Consider the following 25,933-nt stretch of genomic DNA (forward strand, 5'->3'; position numbering starts at 1 on the left):
TATATATTTGGGTTTTTCGATACAATTATAATACACAAAGAATGGTTCCGAAAGGTAAACTCATCATCATTGGTGGCGCAATAAATACAGGTAGTTTTGCAGAGACTCAGTTTGGGTTACCTGAAAATATGAATTTCTTCGAGCGTGGAATCTTAAAACGGATTACTACAGAATCATTAAGAGATATTCAATCCCGTTTCGAGATTATTACCACAGCATCATTAATGCCAGAAAAAGTTGGTGAGGAATATATAAAAGCTTACGCACAACTAGAGGTGCATAATGTTGGCGTTCTTAATATTACCAACCGCGAAGAAGCCAATTCTGATGAAAATTACGAGCGTATCAAAGCTGCAGACGTAATTATCTTTACCGGTGGCGATCAGCTCCGTCTTTCTTCCATCTTTGGTGGGACCAAAACCCATCAGATTTTATTGGAAAAATATCGAAACGAACCTGTAGTTATTGCAGGAACTTCGGCCGGAGCTGCTGCAAGCTCTAAAAATATGATTTATCAGGGCAGCAGTAAAGACGCCTTACTAAAAGGAGAGGTTAAAATTACCGGAGGATTAGGCTTTATTGACGATGTAATTGTAGACACACATTTTGTTCAACGCGGCAGAATTGGCCGTTTGTTGTATGCTGCCGCCAGTAATCCTGGCATTTTAGGGATCGGACTCGGTGAAGACACCGGGCTTTTCATTTCTGATGGACATAAAATGGAAGCCATTGGATCTGGAATGGTAATTTTAGTAGATGGCCGCACCATGGCCGATACCAATTTAACCGATGTAGAAATGGGACAACCTGTTTCCATTAAAAACATGGTGGTCCATGTCATGTGTGATGGAGATGTATACGATTTAACAGACCATAGCCTGTTGATCCATCATCCAAAGGTTGTGCCTGTAGCCTAATTCAGTTAGCAGTTAACAGTGGGCGATTTTCAGTTAGGATTTACCAATCTTGATACTTGCTACTTAATACTTCAATACTCAAGAAGATGAAACTAATTATACATGGCGGTTTCTTCAGCGAATCGTCTACCAATCAGGAAACGAAAAAAGCTAAACAAGATGCATTAGCATCAATTGTTACGCTCGGACATGAATATCTAAAAACACATACAGCTTTAGAAACCGTTGTTTATACTGTTGCACTGTTAGAAGATAACGAACTGTTTAACGCAGGTATAGGTTCACAGATCCAAAGTGATGGAAAAGTAAGGCTAAGTGCGGCCCTGATGGATGGTAAAACGGAGAAATTTAGTGGTGTAATTAATGTTGAAGAGATTAAAAACCCTATACAGGTTGCACAAAAATTACTCGCGTATGATGACCGGGTATTGAGTGGTGACGGTGCCCGGCAGTTTGCCAGAACAAACGGATTTGAATACTTCAATCCGATTACCCCACAGCGCCAGTCAGAATACGAAGCTAAATTAAACCAAAAGAACAACAAAGGAACAGTGGGTTGCGTAGCACTTGATGCAGACGGAAACTTAGCCGCAGCAACCTCAACCGGGGGAAAAGGATTTGAAATTCCTTGCCGGGTGAGCGATTCAGCAACCGTAGCTGGCAACTATGCCAATCAACACGCAGGCATTTCCTGTACCGGAGTAGGAGAAGATATTGTAAGTGGCGCTTTGGCTGCAAAAATTGTAACCCGCGTTACCGATGGTTTTTCTTTAAAAGAAGCATCTGATAAATCTTTTGCAGAGCTTAAGGCTTTTGATGGCTTTGCAGGTATTGTAGGTATTTCTGCAGCAGGTGAAGTTTACCACTGCGACTCACACCCTTACATGGTTTGGGCATCTTTTGATGTTAATTTACAGGTATTTAGCTAAAATTAGATTTAAAGTATTATTTTTGTTGCATGACCAAAATTGTATTGGCTTTATTTGGCCTTTTTGCATCATTACAACTACAAGCTCAAAATCTAGATAAATCTGAGATCCAGGAACCTAATGGTAGTGCGATCAGAATAGCAGTTTCTAAATTTGAGCTGGAGGATGGGAATTCCTTTTTCGAGGAAGCCGAAGATTTTGAGCGAAAAGGCGACTACAATGAAGCGCTCACCTTATTTGGCAAAGCAGCTTTTGAATATAATTCCGTAAAAAACTTCAACAGGTATGGGCTGGCCGTTATCAAGATGAGCAATATGCACTATCAACTTGGCCGTTTTGCCGATGCAGAGCAAATTCTCTTGAACGTGGCGCTAAAAAATTATTCCAAAACCGGGAACAGGGCAGGAATAATGAACACCTATAACCTTTTAGGCAAAGTTTACCTGGCCAATACAAAATATACCCAATCGATGTGGTTCTATACCCAGCAAGGTATCCTGGCAAAACAGTTAAAAAGCAACAATGCCTATATCGAATCTATTTTAGGCATTGTTCAGGTAAAAATTAAAAAGAAAGACTTTACACTTGCGCTGAGAGATCTAAAATCGGCCGAATGGCTGGCCAACTCCATCAAAACCACTCAATATAAAGCACAGATTAAAGATGCAAGGGAAGTGATTGCCAATAAAACCGGCAAAAAGGTAAATCAAAGCTAAATAAGCAACATATTCCGTTAATTCTCCTCCATTTGTTTTAAGATAGCCAGAAGCGGCTGTAATCAAATAAATTTTGTGTTTGGGTTAAAACAAAAAATAATAGTCAACGTTCTACATAAGAAATTGTTAAATAAAGAGCTTTTGGTTAGATTTGATAAAATTTTAACAAGAGACGGTAATAATGCTGTCTCTTTTTTGTTTTTTTGCTAAAATGGTATCATATTGGCTATATAGAATTGGAAATGGATTTTAAATCATTTAAAGAAATGTTAAAGAGGATATTTTTTGTAATTTTTACTGCGGCAGTACTTGCTTGTCATGCTGCCCCTAAAACTCAGCCAATGGTTGAGGGGGTTACCAATGTGAAACCTGATGAGCAGCAGCAACTTGTTATTAAAGAGGTGGTAAATTTGATTGAAAGCTACAATTATAAAAAAGTTAAGATCAACGATTCTATTTCCTCGATTGTTTTAGATAAGTATATCAAATCTTTAGATCCGGGTAAAAATTATTTCCTGGCCTCGGATATCAAGGATTTTGAGAAATACAGATATACCTTAGATGATGATTTTAAAAACGGCGACTTAAGTGGTCCATTTTTTATTTATAACGTTTACGCTAAGCGGCTTAATGAATATTTTAATTATTCACTGGCACAGATTAAAACCAAATTTGATTTTAACCAAAACGACACTTATGTTTACGACAGGGAGAAACAGCCATGGGCAACTTCCTCCACAGCATTAAATGATAACTGGAAAAAACGGGTAAAATACGAATTGATTAATTTGAATCTGGCCGGTACTGCTGAAGCAAAGAATGTAGAGACATTAACCAAACGGTATAAAAATTTACAATCACAAACTTCAAAAACCAATAATCAGGACGTTTTTCAAATTTTGATGGATGCTTTTACCGAATCCATTGATCCACATACCAATTATTTTAACCCAACCAATGCCGCAGCATTTAACGAAGACATGTCACGCTCTTTTGAAGGTATTGGCGCCCGCTTACAATTGGAAAATGAGGTAGTTAAAATTTCTGAAATTATTGCTGGCGGACCTGCATTTAAAGGCAAACAGCTAAGTGCAGGCGACCGTATTATTGCGGTGGCGCAGGGCGATGGTGAGTTTGTGGATGTTGTGGGATGGAGATTAGATAACACCGTTTCGAAAATCAAAGGTCCGAAAGGGACAAAAGTGCGGTTAAAAGTGATACCGGTAGGTAAAGAAATGTCATCCAAACCGGTAATTATCGAATTGGTTCGTGATCGAATCGTTTTGGAAGAAACATCTGCCAAAAAGAAAGTCAAAACCATCAACAGTAACGGTAAAGAATATAAAATCGGGATTATTACCTTACCTGCATTTTACGCAGATTTTAAAGCTGCAAATGCTGGCGATAAAAATTACAAAAGCACCACCCGTGATGTTAAAAAATTAATCGACTCGTTAAAGACCTTCGATAAGGTAAATGCAATCGTAATGGACTTACGTGGAAACGGTGGGGGTTCATTGGTTGAAGCGATTTCGTTAACGGGATTATTTATCGATCGGGGTCCTGTTGTACAGGTAAAAGATTTACGTGGCAAAATCGAGGTAGATGAAGATGAAAATAGTGGTGTAGCCTGGGATGGTCCATTTGGCGTAATGGTTGACCGTTTAAGTGCATCGGCATCAGAAATTTTTGCAGGGGCTATACAGGATTATGGGCGTGGAATTATTATGGGCAGCCAAACCTATGGTAAAGGTACCGTGCAATCTTCAATCGATTTAAATAAACTGGTTAACCCTGGCATGCTGCAGAGATTAGCAGGATTAATTGCTAAAGATAAAACCATTGGAACTTCTCCTAACAGTACCAACCCTGCAGATATTAATTTAGGTCAGATTAATTTAACCATGGCGAAATTTTATCGTGTGGCCGGTAGCAGTACACAGCACAAGGGTGTAACTCCTGATGTTGTTTTCCCTTCTGTTTATCCAATGGATAAAATCGGAGAGGATACTGAATCATCCGCTTTGCCATGGGATGTTATTCCTAGTTCGAACTTCAAAGCAGTTGCCAATTTGAGTGCTGTTAAAGCGCAATTGATCAAAAACAGCGAGCAGCGTATTGCAAACTCATTGGATTTTAAATACCTGAAACAAGATGTTGCAGACCTTAAAAAACGTGATAGCGAAGTTTCTGTGACGTTGAACGAGGCCAAACTTAAAGCAGAGCGCGATGCACAGGAAGCTAAAACCCTCGCCAGACAAAATGAATTAAGGGCATTAAGAGGATTGCCAGCGCTTAAAAAGGGCGCTAAAGTTACCAAGCAGGATGCATTCGATTTCATTGAAGATGAATCGCTAAAAGTAATGGGCGATTTCATGCAACAATCAGGAAATTATGTGATGAATCTGGGTACAACACCGTCAAAACTTTAATAAACGGGATTTATACAGAGCGAGCTATCTCATTGAGGTAGCTCGCTTTTTTTTATCATTTCAATCAAATGATTGTCTGAATGCCGAAGGGGTAAGGTTTGTTTTCGATTTGAACAGTTTTGTAAAAGATTGTAAATGTTCGAAACCGAGTGCATAAGCAATTTCACTAATCGAAAGATCTGTTGTAGAAAGCTTTTCTTTTGCTAAATCAATCACTTTCTGATGCAAATATTGTTGGGTGTTTTGTCCAATAAGCGTTTTTAACATTCCAGATAGATATCCCGGCGAAACATTGAGCCTTTGGGCAATGTGAGTTACTGTTGGTAATCCCCTGTTACCATAATGATCGTCTGCAAAATAGCCTTTAACAACATGTTCCAGTCGATCAAGCAGCTGGTGATTAATCGCTTTACGCGTTATAAACTGACGCCCATAAAAGCGTTGTGCGTAGTTAAGAAGAAGCGCTATTTGTGCTACTACAACATTTTGAGTATAATGATCAATATTGTTATTGGTTTCATTTTCTACCAATTTGGCGATCGAATTAAGTAATGCTTCTTCATTTTCAGAAACATGTAAAGCCTCAGACAGCGAGTAGCTAAAGAAATCATAATTCTTAATTGCTTTGGCTAAATGAGTGTGCCAAAGTAAATCCGAATGAAAAAGTATCATCCAGCCCGTGGGGCGATGGGTTTTATTCTGATCAGTTTCGACCGTAAACACCTGCCCCGGAGCCATGAAAAATAAAACACCGTTGTCAAAATCACTGATTTGTTGTCCATATTTAATTTTCGCATCAGGTACTCGTTTAAGCGCTATGGAATAGAAATCAAAAATTATCGTTTTTAATCGGCCAGCAGATGGCATATTAACCTCTTCCATATTCACAACACTAACTAACGGATGACCGGGTTGAGGCAACCCTGCAAGTTTATGATAAGCTGATATTGTTTTAAAATGGTATCGGTTCGAAATTTCCATGATACAATTTACTTAAAATAAATGCCACGCTCCAAATCTTCAAGCAAACCGGAATATTGAGGTTCCCAATTTAAAAGTTCGCTGGTTAAACGCCCCGAAGCCGGCCCATCTACCGCTGCAAAATGCTCAAACCAACCAAAATGTGCGGCTGCCTCGTTTTTAGGTATAGAAACAACCGGTAAACCGAGCTGTTCACCAATGGCCTCTGCTATTGCTTTAAGGGGGATTGATTCTTCAGCTACCCCATGAAAACGTGTTCCTGGCGTAGCTTGTTCTAACGCCAACCTATAAAGTTTCGCGGCATCAAGCCGGTGGATACCTGTCCACCTGTTTTTTCCGTCACCAATATAAGCCGATAAACCCGTTTTTCGGGCGATATCGATCAGCATGGGTACAAAGCCATGATGATCACCTTCACCATGCACAGATGGCGATAAACGAACCACCGATACACGAATATCTTTCGCCGCAAGTGTATCAACAGCCTTCTCAGAAGCTAGCCTGGGATTTCGACCATTATAATCAGGCAGCATCTCTTCCGTGGCCAATATGCCGGAATTAACCAAAAGCGTTCCGGAAGTTACAATAAAGGGTTTCTGGGTTCCTGCAAGCGAGTTTCCAATAGCTTCTATGGCAAGTCTATCGATTTCGCAAACCGCTTCGAATCGTGAAAAATCATGTATAAAGCCGGTGTGAATAACACCGTCAGCCAATTTTGCACCCTCCTGTAAACGCTGTAAATCTTCCAAATCCCCTTTGTGTACTTCGGCTCCGGCAAGTACAAGCGCCTTTTCAGCTACCTCATTCCTCGCTAAACCTAAAACTCCATAACCTGCGCTAATTAATTCTTTTACTACTGCAGAACCGACAAATCCGGTTGCACCTGTGACAAAAACTTTCATCCTGATTAATTTAATTTTTAAATAGTGTACAATGATTACGTTTCGATTGATATCAATCGCATTTCATGATCACTCAAAATTCAATTAATTTAATGGTAACAATTTAGGCTAATCAATTCTTCATTTAGCCAAAACGAATAATTAAGGCAAAAAAAAGACTGTTACGCTTTGCAACAGTCTTTCGGTATCAAAAATACGCTAGCCCTTCTTCGGAGGATTCTGCCCCAGCTGCATGGCCATCATTTCTTTCATGGTTTTATTCATGCCCTCGGTACTGCCATCTAAGAAAATGATATTACCATCGCCATATTCTGCAAATTGTTTAATGGCCTCTGTCCACATGGTAAATAAGATTACCGAAGTATCCAGATTTGCCTGTTGCATTTCGTGCGCAGCATTTGTCATACCTTTTGCCACTTCTTCCCTAAACAATGCGATACCCTGACCGCGTAATTGTGCAGCTTCGCGCTCTGCCGTGGCAGCAATTTTAATAGCGTTACCATCAGCCTCTGCAGCTTTGGTTTTGGTGATCAATAAAGCCTGTCCTTCGTTTTCGGCAGCAGCCTTTAAGTTGTTTGATGCTACCACCCGGCTCATGGAGCGCATAATCTCCTCATCAAAAGTGATATCGTTCAACTGAAGATCCTGAAGGTGGTAACCCCACCCATCTAAAACCTGATCAATCTGCTCTTTAACATGCAGCACAATTTCATTTCGCTGGGCCAACACATTTGCCTGCTTTTGCGTAGCTACATATGCCCTGATCGAACCTTCAATCGTTCTGATCAATGCCTGCATCAAATTAGTGGCATCAACAAATTTAAAGGCTACATTCTTGATGGTTTCTTCATCCTGGTTAATTACCGAATAAAGCAGCATGGCTTTAAAGTAAACATTGGCCTGGTCCTGCGTTACGGCCTGGAAAGAAAGTTCAACCGAGCGGTTTTGGATCGATATTCGTGAATAAATCTGTTCTATTAAAGGAATTTTAAAATTTAAACCTGGTCTTAAAAGCCTTTGATACTTACCAAAAACGGTAACAACCGCAATAGTGCCTTGTTTAACGGTGACAAATGAACTTAGCAGTATTATAACTCCTGTTACTACTAAAATATAAACGGTGTATTGCATAATTAGATTTTTTCATGAAGGTATAAAAATTCATACAAACTACACCAGGCATTTCGTAGCTTTAAGTTTTTTCAAACTAACTTATATCAATCGAAAACATCAGGATTTTTCAAACCTTGCAGTGGTATGAATAAATATGACAACTTAAAAAACAAAATTTATACAGATGAAAATTAAATTATTTCTTCCAGCGGCAGGCATTTTGCTATGTGCGGCATGTCAGAATAAAAGCCATCAGGAAACAGATATGGCAAATATACGTACCGTTTTTTTTGATAAGGCTGGCATGGACACCACTGTAAAACCAGGTGATAACTTTTTCCTTTATGCCAATGGAAAATGGATGAAAAACACGGAAATACCTAAAACCGAAACAGGGTGGGGTTCTTTTTACACCTTATATAATGATAACCTGAAGAACCTGAAAAACATTCTTGAAAATGCGTCCAAAGCGAAAGCAGCCAAAGGAAGTACCGAACAGAAAGTTGGCGATTTTTACACCAGCGGCATGGACACGCTTACTATTGAAAAATTGGGTATCGAACCTATAAAGCCGCTTTTAAGTAAAATAGATAGAATTAAAAATGATCAGGATTTAATTAATTTCATTGCCGAAGGCTATAAAAATGGTGAAGGTGATTTATTAGGCTTTGGTGTTGAACCAGATGATAAATTAAGCGTTAAAAATGCACTGTCATTTACCCAGGCTGGCATTACCTTACCAGATCGCAGTTATTATCTCGAACAGGATGATAAGGCAAAAAAAATCAGATCAGAGTACATCAAATACGTCACAAAAATCTTTACCCTTTCAGGCGATTCGGCAAACGCAGCTAAATATGCCGCTGATATTTTAAAACTGGAAACAGCTATTGCCCAGTCCCATTCAACACCTGTTGAACTGCGCGATCCACAGAAAAACTATCACAAAATGACGGTGGCTGATTTTCAAAAACTGACCCCAAATATGGAGTGGAAATCTGTTCTAAACAAACTAGGTGCAAGTACGGATACCGTTATTGTCAGACAGCCGAAATATTATCAGACACTATCAGCTCTTTTGAAAAGTCAGCCTATAGAAATCTGGAAAGAAAAGTTAAAATTTGATGCACTGAACGAATCGGCAAATGCTTTTACCAAAAAATTCAGAGATGCCAGGTTTGATTTTTTCTCTAAAACACTGTTTGGTCAGCAAGCGCCTACAGAAAGATGGAAAGCGATTGTGAATGCTACCGATCGTAATTTAGGCGAGCTTTTAGGCCAGTTATATGCCGAAAAGTATTTCAAGCCAGAGGCTAAAGAGCGTATGCTAACCCTGGTGAATAATTTACAGAAAGTATATGCAGAAAGAATCCAGAAGGTAGACTGGATGACACCGGATACAAAAAAGAAAGCTTTGGAAAAACTAAATGCCTTCATTAAAAAAATCGGTTATCCTGATAAATGGAAAAAATACGATGACGTAGAGATTTCGAAAAACACCTATTATGCCAATCTTCAGTCGGCAAGCAAACATGCTTATAAAGAAATGATGGATAAGCTGGGTAAAAATGTAGATAAAACAGAATGGGGCATGACACCACCTACTGTTAATGCCTATTACAATCCATCCTTCAACGAAATTGTTTTCCCCGCTGGAATTTTACAGTTTCCTTTCTTTGATTTTAGCGCAGATGATGCCATTAATTATGGTGCAATCGGTGCAGTAATTGGTCACGAAATGACACATGGTTTCGACGATCAGGGCCGCCAGTATGATGCAATGGGTAATTTAAAAGAATGGTGGACAAAAGCCGATGCTGATCAATTTAAAGCGAAGGCCGGTAAAGTAGAAAAATTTTACGACAACTTCTCACTATTAGATAATCAGCACGTAAACGGTTCATTAACATTGGGCGAAAACCTGGCTGATATTGGTGGGTTGAACATTGCATATGATGCTTTTAAATTAACAGAACAAGGAAAAGGTGACAAAAAGATTGATGGTTTTACACCTGATCAGCGTTTCTTTTTAAGTTTTGCCCAGGTATGGCGAATCAAAACCCGCGATGAAAGTATGCGCGTAAGGTTGAAAACAGATCCGCATAGCCCGGAAATGTTCCGTGTGAATGGCCCCGTATATAACATGGAAGCTTTTTATAAAGCATTTAACATTCCTGCTACCGCAAAAATGTATATCGCGCCAACAGACCGATTAGGTGTTTGGTAAATGAAATGATCAGAACACTTATTAAAGAAGCCCATTTCGTCATTCGGAATGGGCTTCTTTATTGGTTTAAAACAAAAGGGAAAATATTTTGTCTTACTCTTATTAAAATTATAACCGCATGAACGTAAAACGCACTTTTGGCACTGTATTAACCATTCTGGGAATAATCGGTTTAATTTACGCAGGCTATGGATTTGTAAACCACAGTGAAAATACAAGGGGATTGATGGTATACGGTATCATCGGCCTGATATTTTTTGTATCTGGAATTGGTCTGGTAAAAAACACAAAGGATGAAAGCTAACCAGGCTTTCATCCTGAATGATGGCCTATCAAAATTTTTAATTTCAGCTGTTTAGCATCCGATCTCAGTAACATTACTGCTTCTTCTTCTGTTTGATGATCTGGTACTGGCTAAAGGCAACCAAGCAACCGGCCAGGATAATAATCCCCGCAGATAACAGATCTTTCGGATTTTGGTTGATGTAGTAAGCGGCTGCCAATACTAAAATTGCAGCTGCAATACCTATAATATAATGAAGTATTAACCCTGTTTTCATACGACAAATATTCTGAAATAATTTGAAATTGATGTCGCAGAAGATTAATCTTTTAAACTGATCCTGTTATCAGCAAATTTCAGTTGATGACCAATAAAATCAACATCCGTCAGTTCTTTAATGCGTTTAAATGCCTTATGGTCATCATCCAGGGTTAAACGGTTAATTTTATCCTGTTTAACCGATACCACATCGGCATAGAGAAATTCGCCTTTCGCATTTATTTTTAGCTGAAGCAGGGGTGCAATGCCGTTATTGCCTTTTAAGCTGAACATCCCGTAGGTACAAAAATTTCCTAAACTGTAGGCTATGAATTTATTTTTATAAACTTCAACAGCCCGGGTTACATGCGGACCGTGTCCCAGCACCACATCTGCACCAGCATCGATCACTGCATGTGCAAAGGCATAAACATTTCCTCTGTTTTCTTTATAAAAAATTTCATTCTTACGGGGAACGTGTTCAAATCTTGCACCTTCACCTCCTCCGTGAAAAGAAACGATTACGATATCAGCCATTTGCTTTAATCGGGCCACAAGTGCTTTCGCGCTATCAATTTTATTGATCGATACTGTATTTTCATTGGGGGCAAAGGCACAGAATGCATACTTTACACTATCCTTTTCAAAAACTTCAAAAGGTTTGTTTAGCTGTCCGGCGTAATGGATCTGGAGGGAATCTAAAATCCTGGCGGTGCTTTTCCTTCCCTTCGTATCAAAATCACCAACATGGTTATTGGCAATACTCAACACATTAAATCCTGCACTCTTATATACGCCAGCATAGCGCTCCGGCATTCTAAAGGCGTAACAGTTATTTGGATTAATGCCATTACATTTGTGCGAATGGCCTGAGTTCAGAAAGCAGCCTTCTAAGTTGCCAAAAACAATATCTCCTTTCAATAAACCATCAACTGCCTGGAAACTATTTACCGCATCATCAGGAGGGAGGTTAGTTTTATTGGGAAAAGCAGAGCCCAGCATGATGTCGCCAACAGCGGTAATGGATATGGTATCTTTAATTTTCCTGATTAAGGTATCCTGCCTGGTTACCGGTATTGTAACCTGTGCATTATTGTTCGTGCAACTGATCAGGATTATAACAACGAAGGGTAAGGTTAAGATGGTGTTGATGAGCTTCATAAGGTATGTCTTGGAGGCTATTTTATTGATCGCTTTTATCGCAAGAAGATCCTGAAATAAATTCAGGATGACGATACTTAAAGGAAATGAATGGTTTTTAAAACGAAGATTAAACAAAAAATCCTCCAAAATTTCTTTAGGAGGATTGTATTCTTTATTTAGGCACTGTTAACTGATATCGTAAACTGTTAACTGCCAACTGAACTATTCTACTGTAAATTCTTTCTTAAAAGATTCTAAAACGCGGCCGCCCTTGTAAAAGTAACGGCTGTAATAAGGCTCGTTAAGGTTGCTGATAACTACACCGCGAGAACTTGACGCATGTGCAAAGCGGTTATCGCCCAGGTAAATACCTACATGTGAAATGCTTCTGCTTTTAATTTTGAAGAAAACAAGATCGCCTTCTTTTAAATCTTCTTTTGATAATGGATCTACCATGCTGAAAATATCGCGTGAATTTCTTCTGATGGTCGTGTTGAAAACTTTATCGTAAATGGCTTTAGTGAATGCCGAACAATCGATGCCTCTTTTCGTGTTTCCACCGTAACTATATGGCGTTCCGATCCATTCGTAAATAAACTTGTACAGTTTTAAATTTGATGTTGCATCTACCGCCACACCCATTACCTGCGAAAAATATTGCGACGCCAGGTTGTCGGGATCATTTAATTCTTTACCAGATTCTTTTGTTTTTGTCTGCGCAAATGCGGCTGAGAGCGAACAGATAGCAATTAGAGTAGAAAACAAAAATTTTTTAATCATGTTATACAGTTATGTTTGGGTATTCACTTACACATTAACGTACACCACATGGGCTTATTGTCGGTTGCCAAAAGTATTAATTATACAAATGTTATCCAAATGTAATCTTAGAAAAAGTGAAAGTTATCAACATTTCTGTTTTTTATCCACCTTTTTTGATCCAGATTCCGGTAAAAAAATGGCTGTCTTCCAAAAAAAGTTTTCTCTTAGTTACGTACTATTCAATGAAAATACTTTATTTTTAAATTACGGATATAAGCAGATTCACAGAATTAAATTTTAGAATAAATTAATTCCATATTACGATAAAGGGAATTGATTTACTTATAAAAAATCGATGTTAACGCAATATTGAAAACAGAGGTTTACATTTAATTGTAAAACAACTGTTAAATCTGATTATAACCCTAATACTATGATGTTTTTACACTAAAAAGTGTCAAAAATTACAATAAAAAAATTAGATTTGCTGTCGCAAAAAAACAAATACCCTAAAATGAGTGCAGTAGAAATAAATAAAGATACCTGGTTAAAGTGGTTCGAGTCGATGTTGCTGATGCGCAAATTCGAAGAAAAAACTGGCCAGTTATACGGACAACAAAAAATACGTGGCTTTTGTCATTTATACATTGGACAAGAAGCTGTAGTTGCAGGTGCAATATCTGCAATGCAAAAAGGTGATTCAATGATTACAACATATCGTGATCATGCTCACGCCTTAGCTTTAGGAGTTAGTGCTGATAGTATTATGGCAGAAATGTACGGTAAAGCTACAGGTTGCTCTAAAGGTAAAGGTGGTTCAATGCACATGTTCAGTAAAGAGCATAACTTCTACGGTGGCCATGCAATTGTTGGTGGTCAGATTCCGCTAGGCGCCGGCGTTGCTTTTGCAGAAAAATACAAAGGAACTGATAACGTAAACATTTGTTATATGGGCGATGGTGCAGTGCGCCAGGGTGCATTAAACGAAACTTTTAACATGGCTATGCTTTGGAAATTGCCTGTTGTTTTTGTTTGCGAAAATAATGGTTATGCAATGGGTACTTCAGTACAACGTACCACTAACATGACTGATATCTATAAAATAGGTTTAGGTTTCGACATGCCATGTGCACCAGTTGATGGTATGGATCCTGTTGCGGTACATAATGCTATGGACGAGGCCATCCAGCGCGCACGTAAAGGCGAAGGACCTACTTTCTTAGAAATGAGAACATACCGGTACCGTGGTCACTCGATGTCAGATCCGGCAAAATACCGTACTAAAGAAGAATTAGAAGATTATAAAGCAAAAGATCCTGTTGAATTGGCCAGAGAAACTATTTTGAAAGAAAAATATGCAGATCAGGCCTGGATTGAAGAAGTAGAAGCTAAAGTAAAAGGAATTGTCGATCAGGCAGTAAAATTTGCTGAAGAATCTCCTTGGCCTGATGCATCTGAGTTATACAAAGATGTATATATGCAAGAGGACTATCCTTACGTAATGGACTAATATTAATAAGATTTCAATTAATTAGATATAATGGCTGATGTAATTAAAATGCCCAAAATGAGCGACACCATGACCGAAGGGGTTTTGGCGAAGTGGCATAAAAAGGTGGGCGATAAAGTGAAAAGCGGCGATGTTTTGGCAGAAGTAGAAACTGACAAGGCAACAATGGATATGGAATCTTATTGGGATGGTACCCTTTTATACGTTGGCGTAGAAGAAGGTCAGGCTGTTCCTGTTGATGCCATCATGGCCGTGATTGGTAAAGAAGGCGAAGATTATAAAGCGGCTTTAGAAGCAGAAAAGTCAGGAAGCCAGGATTCGGCAAGTCCGAAAGCTGAAAGCAAAGACGATGCTCCGAAAGCAGAAGATAAAAAAGAAGAAGCTGCCGCTACCCAAGGCGGAGGCTTAAGCGAAGAAGAATTGGCTGCTAAAGGTGTTACGGTAATCCGCATGCCTTTACTGAGCGATACCATGACCGAAGGCGTAATTGCCGAATGGCATAAAAAAGTGGGTGATAAAGTTAAGGATGACGATGTACTTGCTGATGTAGAAACCGATAAGGCTACAATGGAAGTAATGGGTTATGCAACCGGAACTTTATTGCACATCGGTGTAGAAAAAGGCCAGGCTGCCAAAGTAAACGGAATTATCGCTATCGTTGGTCCTGAAGGTACTGATGTAAGCGGAATTTTGGCAGGTGGTTCAGCTCCGGCGCCCAAAGCTGAAAGCGAAGCACCAAAAGAAGAAAAACAAGCTGCAACTGCTGATTTAAGTTCATCTGCTCCTGTTGCAGAAAGTTCTTCAGATAGCCGCGTTAAAGCATCTCCTTTAGCTAAGAAAATTGCCAAAGATAAAGGAATCGATTTAGCTCAGGTTGCAGGGAGCGCAGAAGGTGGCCGTATCATTAAAAAAGATATCGAAAACTTTAAACCAACTGCAGCGCCAGCAAAAACAGAATCTGCATCAGCTCCGGCCGCTGAGAAATCTGCTGCACCAACACCAGTTATTCCACAATTTGTAGGTGAAGTCAAATTTACTGAACAACCAGTTTCGCAAATGCGTAAAGTAATAGCAAAACGTTTGGCAGAAAGTTTATTTACAGCACCACATTTCTATTTAACCATCAGCATTGATATGGACAACGCAATGGCTGCACGTACAGCTATTAACGCAGTTGCTCCTGTTAAAGTTTCTTTCAATGATATCGTAATTAAAGCCGTTGCGGTTGCATTGAAAAAACACCCGGCTGTTAACTCATCGTGGGATGGCGATAAAATCAGATTTAACGAACATACTAACATTGGTGTAGCCATGGCCGTTGAAGATGGTTTATTGGTACCTGTTGTGCGTTTCGCAGATGGAAAATCTCTATCACACATTTCTGCAGAGGTAAAAGATTTTGGTGCTAAAGCAAAAGCTAAAAAATTACAGCCAGCAGATTGGGAAGGTTCTACCTTTACTGTTTCTAACTTAGGTATGTTCGGTATAGATGAGTTTACCTCCATTATCAACTCGCCTGACGGTGCAATTTTATCAGTAGGTGCGATTCAACAAGTACCTGTGGTTAAAAATGGTGCTGTTGTTCCTGGTAATGTAATGAAACTAACTTTAGGCTGCGATCACCGTGTAGTGGATGGTGCAACCGGAGCAGCTTTCTTGCAAACCTTAAAAGGTTTATTGGAAGAACCGATCAGGTTACTAGCGTAAGCAATTTACAGTTTTCAGTTTATACTGACTACATATTAAAAGCCATCCTTTGGGATGGCTTTTTTGCTTTTAAGTTTTGATAAAAATTTCCCGCAGATTTCGCAAATAACACAGATATTCAATTATGCGATTTCCAAGCAATCAGCCACAAACATTTATCAAAGTCCATTCACTTTTCGCCATATCGAACGGATATATCTGATGAATTTGATAAAAATTTCCCGCAGATGTCGCAAATAACACAGACATTCAATTATGCGATTTAGAAGCAATCAGCCAGAAACGTTATCAAAGTCCATTTACTTTTCGCCATATAGAACTGGATATATCTGATGAATTTGATAAAAAATTTCCCGCAGATGTCGCAAATAACGCAGATATTTAATTATGCGATGTCAAATCAATCAGCCACAAACATTTATCAAAGTCCATTCACTTTTCGCCATATAGAACTTGATATATCTGATGAATTAAAATTAACAAGCAATCCAAGTCGTAAGCCAGAAAGCTTCAGATAAGTAAGTACCTGCTTATGGTGAACTGGCGCAAGTGTTTCTACTGATTTTACTTCGATAATGACCAGATCGTTTATTAATAAATCTATCCGATAGCCGACATCAAGGGTTATACCTTCAAAAACGACTGGTAATTTTACCTGTCGCTTAACATCTAAGCCATTTTCGGTTAAAACATAAGTCAATACCGTTTCGTAAACAGATTCTAATAACCCGGGGCCTAATGCATTGTAAACTGTAAATATTGCGCCTCTTATTTGATAGGAGATATCATTCTCATCCATAGTATAAAAATTTAATTGGTATTTTTAAATGAGGATGATTAACTAAAAATATTATAATCTCTGTAATTATCAAAATTATAAATTCAGTTTAAGAAAAAGAGAGCAACTCTGCGTTTATCTTCCCAAATCTGCGGGAGAAAAACCTGATAAATCTAAACCCTTTACTTTACGCCGTGGTCCTGTCCGCACGAATCAGTATCATCCCAATTCATCAAATCCCGAAACCCTTTTCCAATTACATTGTTAACTATTGAAACACCCTAAAATCATGGACAAAGAAAAACTGATACAAGAAGCTTATCTGGTTGCACATAAAATTGAAGAAAATGGCAATTTCCCCAATAATCCCAATTTGCCATTAATGATATACAAAGGTACATTCAGGTTGCATCCTGATGATACTGCAGAGGTAATAAAAAGGGTTTTTGCACGAAACGGTTATACCAACTCCTGGGTAGATGGCATCTTCGATTATCATCACTACCATAGCAATACACACGAAGTAATGGGAGTATTTTGCGGTAAAGCAGACGTACAGTTTGGCGGCGAACACGGTGTTTGCATCGAATTGGATAAAGGTGATGTCGTGATTATTCCAGCAGGTGTAGCCCATAAAAAGCTGAACTCAAGTGATGACTTTACGGTTGTTGGCGCATATCCGAATGGCTCAGATTATGATATTAAATATGGCCAGGCAGAGGAGCGTCCTGAAGCTGATAAAACCATTTCTATGGTAAAAAATCCAGATAGCGACCCGGTTTACGGAAGCAAAGGACATTTATTTGAGTGCTGGTATGGCCAAAATTGCGAAAATGTGTAAAACTCTTTTGTTGCAACCGTCTAAAATTCTTTAATTTTCGGGTTTTAAATACACTATCCCCAGTATAAATGAATTTTCGATATATATGTTCAGCATTAGCCCTCTCTGCAACTTTACTAACCGCCTGCTCCGGTAAAAAATCTGAAGAAAAAAAGGAAGCTGATAAAAAAGTCCGTACCAAAGAAGATGATAAGGCAGATAGCCTATTGCTGGTTTACAACCCGCAAAAAGGCGACAAGTGGATTGCTGACTTTGTAGATAACCTGCATAAAAAATATGGCTTCAACGGAAATATGCTGGTGGCAAAAGATGGAAAAATTCTTTATGAAAAAGCAATCGGCTGGGCCGATTATCTCCATCGCGATAGCTTAAACATCAATTCGGAGTTCGAACTGGCCTCTATTACCAAAACATTTACCGGTACAGCCATAATGCAGCTGGTAGAAGCCGGAAAACTTTCGTTAAACGATGATGTAAAAAAATTCTACCCGAATTTCCCTTATGATGGCATTACGGTAAAGCTGTTACTATCGCACCGCAGTGGCATGATGAACTACGTTTATTTTATTGATGATATCTGGCGTAAAGAAAAACGCAACATGAAAAAAGGCGTTACCAACCAGGAAGTAATGAACGTTATTGCCGAGCGCAAACCTAATCCATATACCAAACCAGATAACCGATTCCATTATAACAATTCAAATTTTATGGTATTGGGGGCCATTATAGAGAAGGTAACCGGCCAGCGTTATTCGCAATATATGATGGAGCATGTATTTAAACCAGCCGGATTAAAACATACGCACGTATATAGTACAACCGAATATGAAAAAATCCCGGTTGATGTAGTAGGTCACGACCGTACCTGGCGCTATTCCGTAGCACAGAACTTTTTGGACGGCCCCGTTGGAGATAAGGGCATTTATAGTACAGTACATGATTTGGTATTATTTGATAAATATTTAAAGAATGGTAGATTACTAACTAAAAAGAGTCTCGATTCTGCTTATTTGGGCCGTAATAAGCCTGTAAATGGTCACTTTAATTATGGTTATGGCTGGAGAATGTTTGACGGCGAGAATATGGACAAAGTAGTATACCATACGGGATGGTGGCACGGTTTCCGCCATATTTATGTAAGAGACTTAAGCAAAAATATTCTGGTTATATTTTTAGGCAACTTAACAAACGGTAGTTTAATGCATTTGGATGACCTTTACAAGCATTTAAATATGCCCATTATACGTAAAGGTGCATACCACGGCAACGGCAGTTTACCTGGATCAGACGAAGACTAAAATTATGGCAAAAACAAAATGGATAATCGGACCGGATACATTAACCATCTATCCTAAAAGAAATTTAAGGATTATTGGCATTATTTTTTTTGTACTTTTCGCGGCATTCATTTTCTTTTTGTTCAGATCAATGCCGGGTTATTTTACGGGTTTTACCTTGGGATATTATGCCATCTTTTTGTTGATTCCTCTGATGTTGATTTTTGCCGCCGAAACAAAAGTAATTTTTGACGGAAGCAGCAGGGTTTTATATAAAAAGGTTGCTTTTTTGCCCATCGGATCAATCCCCTTCGATGATATTGCTTCTGTTGAACCATACGAAGTATTAGGGAGCGGCTTTAATTATAAACTGTTTAGAAAAAGTAACCGGCACGGCAGTGGTTTATTGGTTTCTGCCGGATATAGTAAACCTACTGATGTCAACCTAATTGCTTTTCAGCAGGAGGTATTGCCAAAAATTGATGAACTCGTTTTCGCTAATGCGCCCATAATTCCTAAACAGGCCATTTACGACTTTAAATTTTTCAGAGAAGAAGGTGGTGTTTACCAATTGCGCGATAACAAAACAGGAGGTTTTATTTTTGGATTGATTTTCATCGGTGCTACCGTTGCCATATTGTTTAGTCCTGATTTTCTTTCAGGAGAAGGATCCTTTCAAAAAATACTGTTGACATATTTCCCAGCGATAATTGGCTTTGCTTTACTTTTCGCGGCAACCTCCAATATCCGCTTTGATAAAAACCAGAAGAAGATGATCCGCTCAACCTTTGCCGGTCGTTTTAATAAAGAATATTCCTTTGATGACCTGATCTGCTTTCAGGTGATTCGTAAAACCACTAATTTTATTTATTCTGGCACCGAAGTTAGGGCAGAGATTTTTTTGCCTGCTAAAAACAAAACAACCGTATTAAACCTTAAAAGCTTTATAGGCACTAAAAAGATTGAGCGCTTCCTTGATGAGGCCAATACCATTTTAGGCCGGATTTAGTTTTATTATAAAAGAAAACGATTATGTTCGATAAATTATTTGCGGCGCAACAAAAAGCCGAAGAAATTAAAAAACGCCTGGATACCATATCCGTATACGGCGAAGTTGAAAATGGTGCCATCAGAATTACTGCAACGGCAAACAAGGCCATTACTGCGGTTGCCATTGATGAAGAATTTTTAAAAGGTGCTGATAAAGAAGAATTGGAAGAACTGTTGCTAACCGCTATTAACAAAGCAATGGCAAGTGCAGAACAAGTAAGCGCAGCCGAAATGCAGGCATCAGCACAAGATATGCTGGGTGGCTTAGGTGGCATGTTTGGCCAATAATATATCATCAAATTAATCCTGATACTCAAATCAACCTACTTGATACGAAAACTATGAAATATACTTACTACGGCCAATCCTGTTTCCTGTTGGAAACAGCTGGTAAAAAATTATTGTTTGATCCGTTTATATCGCACAACCCGTTAGCGAAAAACATAGACACTAAGGCGATTGAGGCTGATTATATTTTGGTAAGCCATGGTCATGCCGACCACGTAGCAGACTTGGTTGAGCTGGCTAAACAAACTCAGGCGACGGTTATTGCAATGCCGGAGATTATTGATTGGGTTTCTAAACAGGGCATAGAGAAAGTACACGGAATGAATTTTGGCAAATTCAGCTTCGATTGGGGAACCGTACGCATGGTACCTGCCACGCATTCATCTAGCCTACCTGACGGAAGTTATGGCGGAAATCCTGCTGGTTTTGTGCTTGAAGTTGACGGTAAACAAATTTATTTTGCAGGCGATACCGGTTTAACCATCGAGATGAAAGTTTTAGCGGATATTTATAACCTGGATTATGCCATCTTACCGATTGGTGGAAATTATACCATGGATGTTGATGATGCTTTGATTGCAACAAAATATTTCGATTGCGATAAAGTAATTGGCGTTCACTATAATACTTTCCCGGTGATCGAAATTGATACCCAGACCGCGTTAGATAAATTTGCACGCGAGCAGAAAACCTTGTTACTACCGGAGATTGGTGAAACCATAAGTTTATAGTTTCGCCGAACCGTCATTGCAACTGAAGTGCAATCCCGAATGTTCGGGAGAGAAATCTATCTCAAGGTAGATCTCTCCGCTACACTGCGTTCCGGTCGGGATGACGATTTTTTTCAGGGTGACGCCACTAATATTAAATTATCTTAAACAAAAAAAGGCCTCCAGTTGTCATTGGAGACCTTTCAAATTATAAACCTGAACCTAATTTTTTTTAGCGGCAGCTTTATTTGCTTTGTAACGCATATCTGCTGTACCGTCTTTTTTAGTTGGGCCAGCAACTTTGGTTACTGCTTTGGCTTTATTTTCTTTAAAACGCATATCTGGTGTACCGTCTGCTTTTACTTTAGCAGCCGCAGTAGTCGTTTTAGTCTCTACTTTTTTAGCTTCCTGTTTTGCTCCTGCTTTAACTGGTGCTGTTGTTGTTTTAACTTCTTTTTTTACAACAGTTTTAGCTTTAGCTGAAGTGGCTGTTGCTGGTGTCTGAGCAAATGCTGTTGTTAAACCAAATGCTGCGATTGCGATTAAACTCAATAACTTTTTCATAATTTTTAGATTTTTTTTAATTGTTATGAAGCTTCTTCGTTTCACTCCGAGGTTTCATAATTTCTGATTTTTTATTTTACTCGTTTATTTTGTTGATATAAAATTCTAAAATCGATATGAAGTTTTAATGAAGATAATAAACATTTTGATTTAAGATAAGTCTGCAACAATTCATTATGAATTTAATGTGCCTCAAGCCAGTTATTGCCCTCACCAATTTCTACCACAATGGGTACGGTTAATTTAATGGCATTGGCCATCTTATCCTGGATAATTGCCTTCATTGCCTCTTTTTCTGATCTAAGCACATCAAAAACCAACTCGTCATGTACCTGCATGGTCATGGTTGATTGCAGATTCTGTGCTTTCATCTCTTTATGGATATTGATCATGGCAATCTTGATCATATCTGCCGCAGAGCCCTGGATAGGTGCGTTGATGGCATTTCGTTCAGCAAAACCCCTTACGGTCTGGTTAGCCGAATTAATATCTCTCAAATAACGTCTTCTACCCATTATGGTTTCTACATAGCCATTCTCTCGTGCAAAATTCATGGTATCGCTCATATAACGTTTAATACCAGGATACTGGGCAAAATACTGCTCAATGATTTCAGCCGCTTCTTTACGCGGAATACCTAAGTTCTGCGATAAACCAAAGGCAGATTGGCCGTAAATGATTCCAAAATTAACCGCTTTGGCATTTCTGCGTTGCGTTCCATCCACTTCTTCAATACTAACGCCATATACTTTGGCTGCTGTTGCTGTATGGATATCAATCCCTTTGCTAAAAGCATCAAGCATGTTTTCTTCCTTGCTTATCTCTGCAATAATGCGCAACTCTATCTGCGAATAATCGGCCGATAACAAAATGTGGTTTTCATCTCTTGCAATAAAAGCTTTACGCACTTCTCTTCCCCGCTCCGTACGGATCGGGATATTCTGTAAATTGGGGTTGTTAGAACTCAATCTTCCGGTTGCGGCAACGGCCTGATTATAGGAAGTATGCACCCTTCCGGTTTTAGGATTAACCATAAGTGGCAATGCATCCACATAGGTTGATTTAAGTTTTTGTAACTGACGGAAATCTAGAATATCCTGTACAATATCACTTTTACTGGCTAAGGCCATTAAAATATCTTCTCCGGTTTGGTACTGACCGGTTTTTGTTTTTTTGGCTTTCGGATCGAGCTGAAGTTTATCAAATAAAACCTCTCCCAATTGCTTTGGTGATGCGAGGTTAAATTTAATTCCGGCTTTGTCGTACACATTCTGTTCGAATTTGATAATTTCAGTCTCCAGCTCTTTGGAATAAGCCTGTAAGGTTTCAATATCAATCCGAACACCTTCTTTCTCTATATCTGCCAATACATAAACCAAAGGGTTTTCAATTTCTTCGGCCAGTTTGGCTGCATTTAATTCTTTTAATTTGGGCTCAAAGATGTGTGCCAGCTGCAAAGTTACATCAGCATCTTCAGCGGCATAATCTACTACATCTGCCACAGGAACATCACGCATCGTAAGCTGGTTTTTACCTTTTGCCCCGATCAGTTTGGTAATCGAGATCGGTGAGTAACCAAGATAGTTTTCCGATAGAACGTCCATTCCATGACGGGTATCGGGATCAATCAGGTAATGCGCCAGCATGGTATCAAAAACTTTTCCTTTTACTTCTACACCATACCATTTTAATACCAGGATATCGTATTTGGTATTCTGACCGATTTTCTCGATAGCTTCATTTTCCAATACGGCTCTAAATTCATCGACAATTAACTGTGCCGCTGCTCTTTCGGCAGGAACCGGAATATAATAACCTGTTCCAGGTTTAATGGAAACCGATAGCCCCACCAAATCGGCCATGTTTGCATCGGTACCTGTAGTCTCAGTGTCGAATGATATCCGCTTTTCGGCAAGCAACAGTTTAATCAGGTCAGCACGCTGTTCGGCAGAATCAACCAATTGGTAATCATGTTCCGTGTTTTCAATGGTTTTAGCTGGTAATTTTTCTGCTGGTTCTTCCTCCAACGTATTGGTATATTGGATGGTTTCTCCAGATTGATTGCCAAACAAATCGGTTTGAGTACCTTCCTGGAAGCGGGCTGTGGTTACCGAGAATTCATCACCAAATACCCTGCGCCCTAGCGTCCTGAATTCCAATTCGGTAAATAATGGCTCCAACAAATCGCGGCTTGGATCGCAAAGTTCTAAACTGGCTTCGTCAAGTTCAACCGGAACATCTAACAGAATGGTGGCTAGTTTTTTGGATATTAATCCCTGTTCTGCAAAATTTTCTACGTTCTCACGTTGTTTTCCTTTTAGCTCATGTGAATGGGCAATAATGTTCTCCATAGAACCGTATTGCTTGATCAGGGCTTTTGCGGTTTTCTCCCCAATCCCCGGAATACCCGGAATATTATCTACAGCATCGCCCCATAATCCCAGGATATCAATAACCTGTAATACATTTTCGACCTCCCACTTAGCCAATACTTCTTTTACACCCAATATTTCCATATCGTTGCCCATGCGGGCTGGTTTATAAATAAAGATATTTTCAGAAACCAACTGGGCAAAATCCTTGTCAGGTGTCATACAATAAACCTGATAACCTTTTTGTTCCGCTTTTTTAGCCAGTGTACCTATAATATCATCAGCTTCGTAGCCATCAGAAGTAATTACCGGAATATTAAAACCTGTAATTAATTTAAGTACATAAGGCATTGCTGCAGCCAGGTCTTCAGGCATGGCCTGGCGGTGTGCTTTATAGGCTTCGAAAGAAGTATGTCTTTCAGTAGGTGCGTCCGTATCGAAAACTACGGCAATATGTGTCGGTTTTTCTTTCTTCAAAACATCCAGCAAGGTATTAGTAAAGCCCATTACTGCAGATGTATTGATGCCTGTTGAGGTAAAACGCGGATTTTTACTGAGTGCAAAATGCGCCCTGTACATAAGCGCCATACCATCGAGAAGAAAGAGTTTTTTATTCATGTGATTACACTGATTTAATGATTACACCGATAAATGAATTTACCGGATGATAAAAGTAACCAAAGTTAAAGGTTTAGAAAAGATATAGTTTCAATTTAACTGAAAAAGAACTCCAGTAATATCATTATAAAATTAAAGATGCTGTGTAGTAAGATGGAGTAGATTAAACCATATTTAATGCGCATATAGCCCATAGATAGTCCGGAAAAGAATTGCGAAATTACAAATATAATGAAGACCGGATCGCTAAGCGTTAAGTCTTTAATGTTGGTTAAATGGATTAAACCAAATATGATGGCTGAATAATAAAAGAGGTATCCAAACGATTGCCGCTGAAAAACCACCTTTTTACGGATATCCATTCTTTTAAAATATCCGCGTATAATGAGGGATATGAAAAAGAAAAAAGTATAAATTGGCCATTTTAGAAAGGGGCTGTTTATAAAATAATCTGCTATTAAGGCTAAAGTAGAACAAACAAAATATATAGGTAGGTATTTACTTCTTAAATGCCACCTAAACAATGATTCTTCTAATAAAGGAGCTAAAATACAGGCAATAAGTAGCGCTACCGTCAAACCGAGTTTTTTCAGAATATCGAATTTTTCGACATATTCATCTATAATTTCGAAATGTAGCAGCGTATAATAAATGCCCATTATTATGCCGGCAAATAATAAATCGAGTATAATCAACCATACTAAATCTCTCCAAAGAGATTTAGTATCTTTACTGAGTTTTAGAAGTTTTGGCTTTTTTAAGAAATCCCAAAATGCTGAGAGCGTTTCAATCATTACTGTTTTTGGATATTATTTTAAATAATTTACGTTGTATCCGATATTGCTAACTTATGAAGATTTTTAACCTTTTTATTTTATTTTTTTCAATAACGTTTACCACTTATGCACAAGATTTTATCGTTAAAAACAATGATGACGTCATCCGTGGAACGATAAAAGGCACGGATTATTTTTCTGTTTTCATCAGTGCCAACGATGAGGTGGATGTAATTTTGCCTGCAAAGGATGTAAAAAACTTCTTCTGGAATGGCGATAGCTTTGTGAGCAAAGGATTTGCCAATGGCCGCAATTTCGAATATCGTTTTGTAAAGGTAATTGAAATGGGAACGGTTAATCTTTACTCTTTTGGCGGAGGCACCCTCGTGCCACAGGTGAAAGAGAAAAAGGTAAAATTCAGGCCATCAATTGGTATCGGAACAGGAACCGGTGGTTTTGGTGGCATGGGTATGGGTGGTGGTATCAGTATTGGCGGCGGACGAAACTCAGCTCCCGAAAGACCTGCAGGAGCACCTGCTGTTCGCTATTTTATTGAAAAACCCGGCGCGGGGCCTTTACAGGAAGTACCGATGAAAGCAATAACTGAGGAGGCTAAAAAGTTAGAGGTTAAAAATATCCTGCTGCAGAAAATAGGTGATCAGCCGGAATTAAAAGCCAAAGTTGAAGCAGGAACAGATTTTAATAGCAGGGATGTTATTGAATGGGTTAAGGAATATAATGCGGCAAAAAAATAAAGCCAGGATTAATAATAGATTTTT

General features: G+C 38.9%; 24 protein-coding genes. 14 read left to right on the forward strand and 10 right to left on the reverse strand.

Annotated features, from left to right (window positions below):
* Positions 1-41 precede the first annotated feature (41 nt).
* The 4 genes from ACFE6N_RS11090 (at position 42) to ACFE6N_RS11105 (ending at position 4,994) form a co-directional block, all read left to right on the forward strand.
* Positions 42-917: a cyanophycinase gene (locus ACFE6N_RS11090; RefSeq protein WP_090980911.1), complete on the forward strand. Its 876-nt coding sequence runs from the start codon at positions 42-44 to the stop codon at positions 915-917.
* 86 nt (positions 918-1,003) lie between these two features.
* Complete coding sequence (locus ACFE6N_RS11095) at positions 1,004-1,846, forward strand: isoaspartyl peptidase/L-asparaginase (protein WP_378936405.1); 843 nt, start codon at positions 1,004-1,006, stop codon at positions 1,844-1,846.
* Between the two features lie 29 nt (positions 1,847-1,875).
* Positions 1,876-2,562 carry a hypothetical protein gene (locus tag ACFE6N_RS11100; protein ID WP_378936407.1) on the forward strand — a complete coding sequence of 229 codons (687 nt, stop codon included), beginning with the start codon at positions 1,876-1,878 and terminating at the stop codon, positions 2,560-2,562.
* A gap of 242 nt (positions 2,563-2,804) precedes the next feature.
* Positions 2,805-4,994: a carboxy terminal-processing peptidase gene (locus ACFE6N_RS11105; RefSeq protein ID WP_378936409.1), complete on the forward strand. Its 2,190-nt coding sequence runs from the start codon at positions 2,805-2,807 to the stop codon at positions 4,992-4,994.
* A gap of 60 nt (positions 4,995-5,054) precedes the next feature.
* Here ACFE6N_RS11105 and ACFE6N_RS11110 read toward each other — a convergent pair whose 3' ends face one another.
* The 3 genes from ACFE6N_RS11110 to ACFE6N_RS11120 form a co-directional block, all read right to left on the reverse strand.
* On the reverse strand, positions 5,055-5,975 hold the full coding sequence (locus tag ACFE6N_RS11110) for a helix-turn-helix domain-containing protein (RefSeq protein WP_378936411.1): 921 nt from the start codon (positions 5,973-5,975) through the stop codon (positions 5,055-5,057).
* Between the two features lie 8 nt (positions 5,976-5,983).
* The gene (locus ACFE6N_RS11115; RefSeq protein WP_378936413.1) at positions 5,984-6,877 is read right to left on the reverse strand and encodes an SDR family oxidoreductase; all 894 of its coding nucleotides are present in this window, start codon (positions 6,875-6,877) and stop codon (positions 5,984-5,986) included.
* Positions 6,878-7,075: 198 nt separating this feature from the next.
* Positions 7,076-8,008 (reverse strand): SPFH domain-containing protein, encoded by a 933-nt coding sequence (locus ACFE6N_RS11120; RefSeq protein ID WP_378936415.1) that lies wholly within the window; start codon positions 8,006-8,008, stop codon positions 7,076-7,078.
* A gap of 166 nt (positions 8,009-8,174) precedes the next feature.
* Here ACFE6N_RS11120 and ACFE6N_RS11125 point away from each other — a divergent pair, with 166 nt between their 5' ends.
* A complete protein-coding gene (locus ACFE6N_RS11125) occupies positions 8,175-10,217 on the forward strand; it encodes a M13 family metallopeptidase (protein WP_378936417.1) in 2,043 nt (680 codons plus the stop codon).
* A 118-nt stretch (positions 10,218-10,335) separates the two neighbouring features.
* A complete protein-coding gene (locus ACFE6N_RS11130) occupies positions 10,336-10,521 on the forward strand; it encodes a hypothetical protein (RefSeq protein WP_090980928.1) in 186 nt (61 codons plus the stop codon).
* A gap of 73 nt (positions 10,522-10,594) precedes the next feature.
* Here ACFE6N_RS11130 and ACFE6N_RS11135 read toward each other — a convergent pair whose 3' ends face one another.
* The 3 genes from ACFE6N_RS11135 to ACFE6N_RS11145 form a co-directional block, all read right to left on the reverse strand.
* Positions 10,595-10,777 (reverse strand): hypothetical protein, encoded by a 183-nt coding sequence (locus ACFE6N_RS11135; RefSeq protein ID WP_378936419.1) that lies wholly within the window; start codon positions 10,775-10,777, stop codon positions 10,595-10,597.
* Between the two features lie 44 nt (positions 10,778-10,821).
* Positions 10,822-11,919: a CapA family protein gene (locus ACFE6N_RS11140; RefSeq protein ID WP_378936421.1), complete on the reverse strand. Its 1,098-nt coding sequence runs from the start codon at positions 11,917-11,919 to the stop codon at positions 10,822-10,824.
* A 204-nt stretch (positions 11,920-12,123) separates the two neighbouring features.
* Positions 12,124-12,681 carry a C40 family peptidase gene (locus ACFE6N_RS11145; protein ID WP_090980930.1) on the reverse strand — a complete coding sequence of 186 codons (558 nt, stop codon included), beginning with the start codon at positions 12,679-12,681 and terminating at the stop codon, positions 12,124-12,126.
* Positions 12,682-13,177: 496 nt separating this feature from the next.
* Between ACFE6N_RS11145 and pdhA the strand changes: the two genes are divergently transcribed.
* Positions 13,178-14,173, forward strand: coding sequence for a pyruvate dehydrogenase (acetyl-transferring) E1 component subunit alpha (pdhA, locus tag ACFE6N_RS11150; RefSeq protein WP_090981414.1), 996 nt, complete (start codon positions 13,178-13,180; stop codon positions 14,171-14,173).
* A gap of 30 nt (positions 14,174-14,203) precedes the next feature.
* On the forward strand, positions 14,204-15,880 hold the full coding sequence (locus ACFE6N_RS11155) for a 2-oxo acid dehydrogenase subunit E2 (protein WP_378936424.1): 1,677 nt from the start codon (positions 14,204-14,206) through the stop codon (positions 15,878-15,880).
* 421 nt (positions 15,881-16,301) lie between these two features.
* Here the strand turns inward: ACFE6N_RS11155 and ACFE6N_RS11160 are convergent, their stop codons facing one another.
* Positions 16,302-16,679 (reverse strand): GxxExxY protein, encoded by a 378-nt coding sequence (locus ACFE6N_RS11160; RefSeq protein ID WP_378936426.1) that lies wholly within the window; start codon positions 16,677-16,679, stop codon positions 16,302-16,304.
* Between the two features lie 268 nt (positions 16,680-16,947).
* On the opposite strand from ACFE6N_RS11160, the gene ACFE6N_RS11165 reads away from it, so the two are divergent.
* From ACFE6N_RS11165 to ACFE6N_RS11185, 5 genes are all read left to right on the forward strand, one after another.
* Positions 16,948-17,499, forward strand: a complete 552-nt coding sequence (locus ACFE6N_RS11165) for a cupin domain-containing protein (protein ID WP_378936428.1) — start codon at positions 16,948-16,950, stop codon at positions 17,497-17,499.
* Between the two features lie 68 nt (positions 17,500-17,567).
* Positions 17,568-18,797, forward strand: a complete 1,230-nt coding sequence (locus ACFE6N_RS11170) for a serine hydrolase (protein WP_145858605.1) — start codon at positions 17,568-17,570, stop codon at positions 18,795-18,797.
* 4 nt (positions 18,798-18,801) lie between these two features.
* Positions 18,802-19,785 carry a hypothetical protein gene (locus ACFE6N_RS11175; RefSeq protein ID WP_378936430.1) on the forward strand — a complete coding sequence of 328 codons (984 nt, stop codon included), beginning with the start codon at positions 18,802-18,804 and terminating at the stop codon, positions 19,783-19,785.
* 23 nt (positions 19,786-19,808) lie between these two features.
* Positions 19,809-20,114: a YbaB/EbfC family nucleoid-associated protein gene (locus ACFE6N_RS11180; protein WP_090980942.1), complete on the forward strand. Its 306-nt coding sequence runs from the start codon at positions 19,809-19,811 to the stop codon at positions 20,112-20,114.
* A 53-nt stretch (positions 20,115-20,167) separates the two neighbouring features.
* Positions 20,168-20,845 (forward strand): metal-dependent hydrolase, encoded by a 678-nt coding sequence (locus ACFE6N_RS11185; RefSeq protein WP_378936433.1) that lies wholly within the window; start codon positions 20,168-20,170, stop codon positions 20,843-20,845.
* Positions 20,846-21,046: 201 nt separating this feature from the next.
* Here the strand turns inward: ACFE6N_RS11185 and ACFE6N_RS11190 are convergent, their stop codons facing one another.
* From ACFE6N_RS11190 to ACFE6N_RS11200, 3 genes are all read right to left on the reverse strand, one after another.
* Entirely contained in the window at positions 21,047-21,433 is a 387-nt protein-coding gene (locus ACFE6N_RS11190) for a hypothetical protein (RefSeq protein ID WP_378936435.1), read from the reverse strand.
* 137 nt (positions 21,434-21,570) lie between these two features.
* Positions 21,571-24,378 carry a DNA polymerase I gene (gene polA, locus ACFE6N_RS11195; RefSeq protein WP_378936437.1) on the reverse strand — a complete coding sequence of 936 codons (2,808 nt, stop codon included), beginning with the start codon at positions 24,376-24,378 and terminating at the stop codon, positions 21,571-21,573.
* Between the two features lie 95 nt (positions 24,379-24,473).
* Positions 24,474-25,172, reverse strand: coding sequence for a type II CAAX prenyl endopeptidase Rce1 family protein (locus ACFE6N_RS11200; protein ID WP_378936439.1), 699 nt, complete (start codon positions 25,170-25,172; stop codon positions 24,474-24,476).
* Positions 25,173-25,228: 56 nt separating this feature from the next.
* On the opposite strand from ACFE6N_RS11200, the gene ACFE6N_RS11205 reads away from it, so the two are divergent.
* A complete protein-coding gene (locus ACFE6N_RS11205) occupies positions 25,229-25,909 on the forward strand; it encodes a hypothetical protein (RefSeq protein ID WP_378936441.1) in 681 nt (226 codons plus the stop codon).
* Positions 25,910-25,933 lie beyond the last annotated feature (24 nt).

Origin of the sequence: Pedobacter sp. BG31 (assembly GCF_042464845.1) — a bacterium.
GTDB lineage: Bacteria > Bacteroidota > Bacteroidia > Sphingobacteriales > Sphingobacteriaceae > Pedobacter > Pedobacter suwonensis.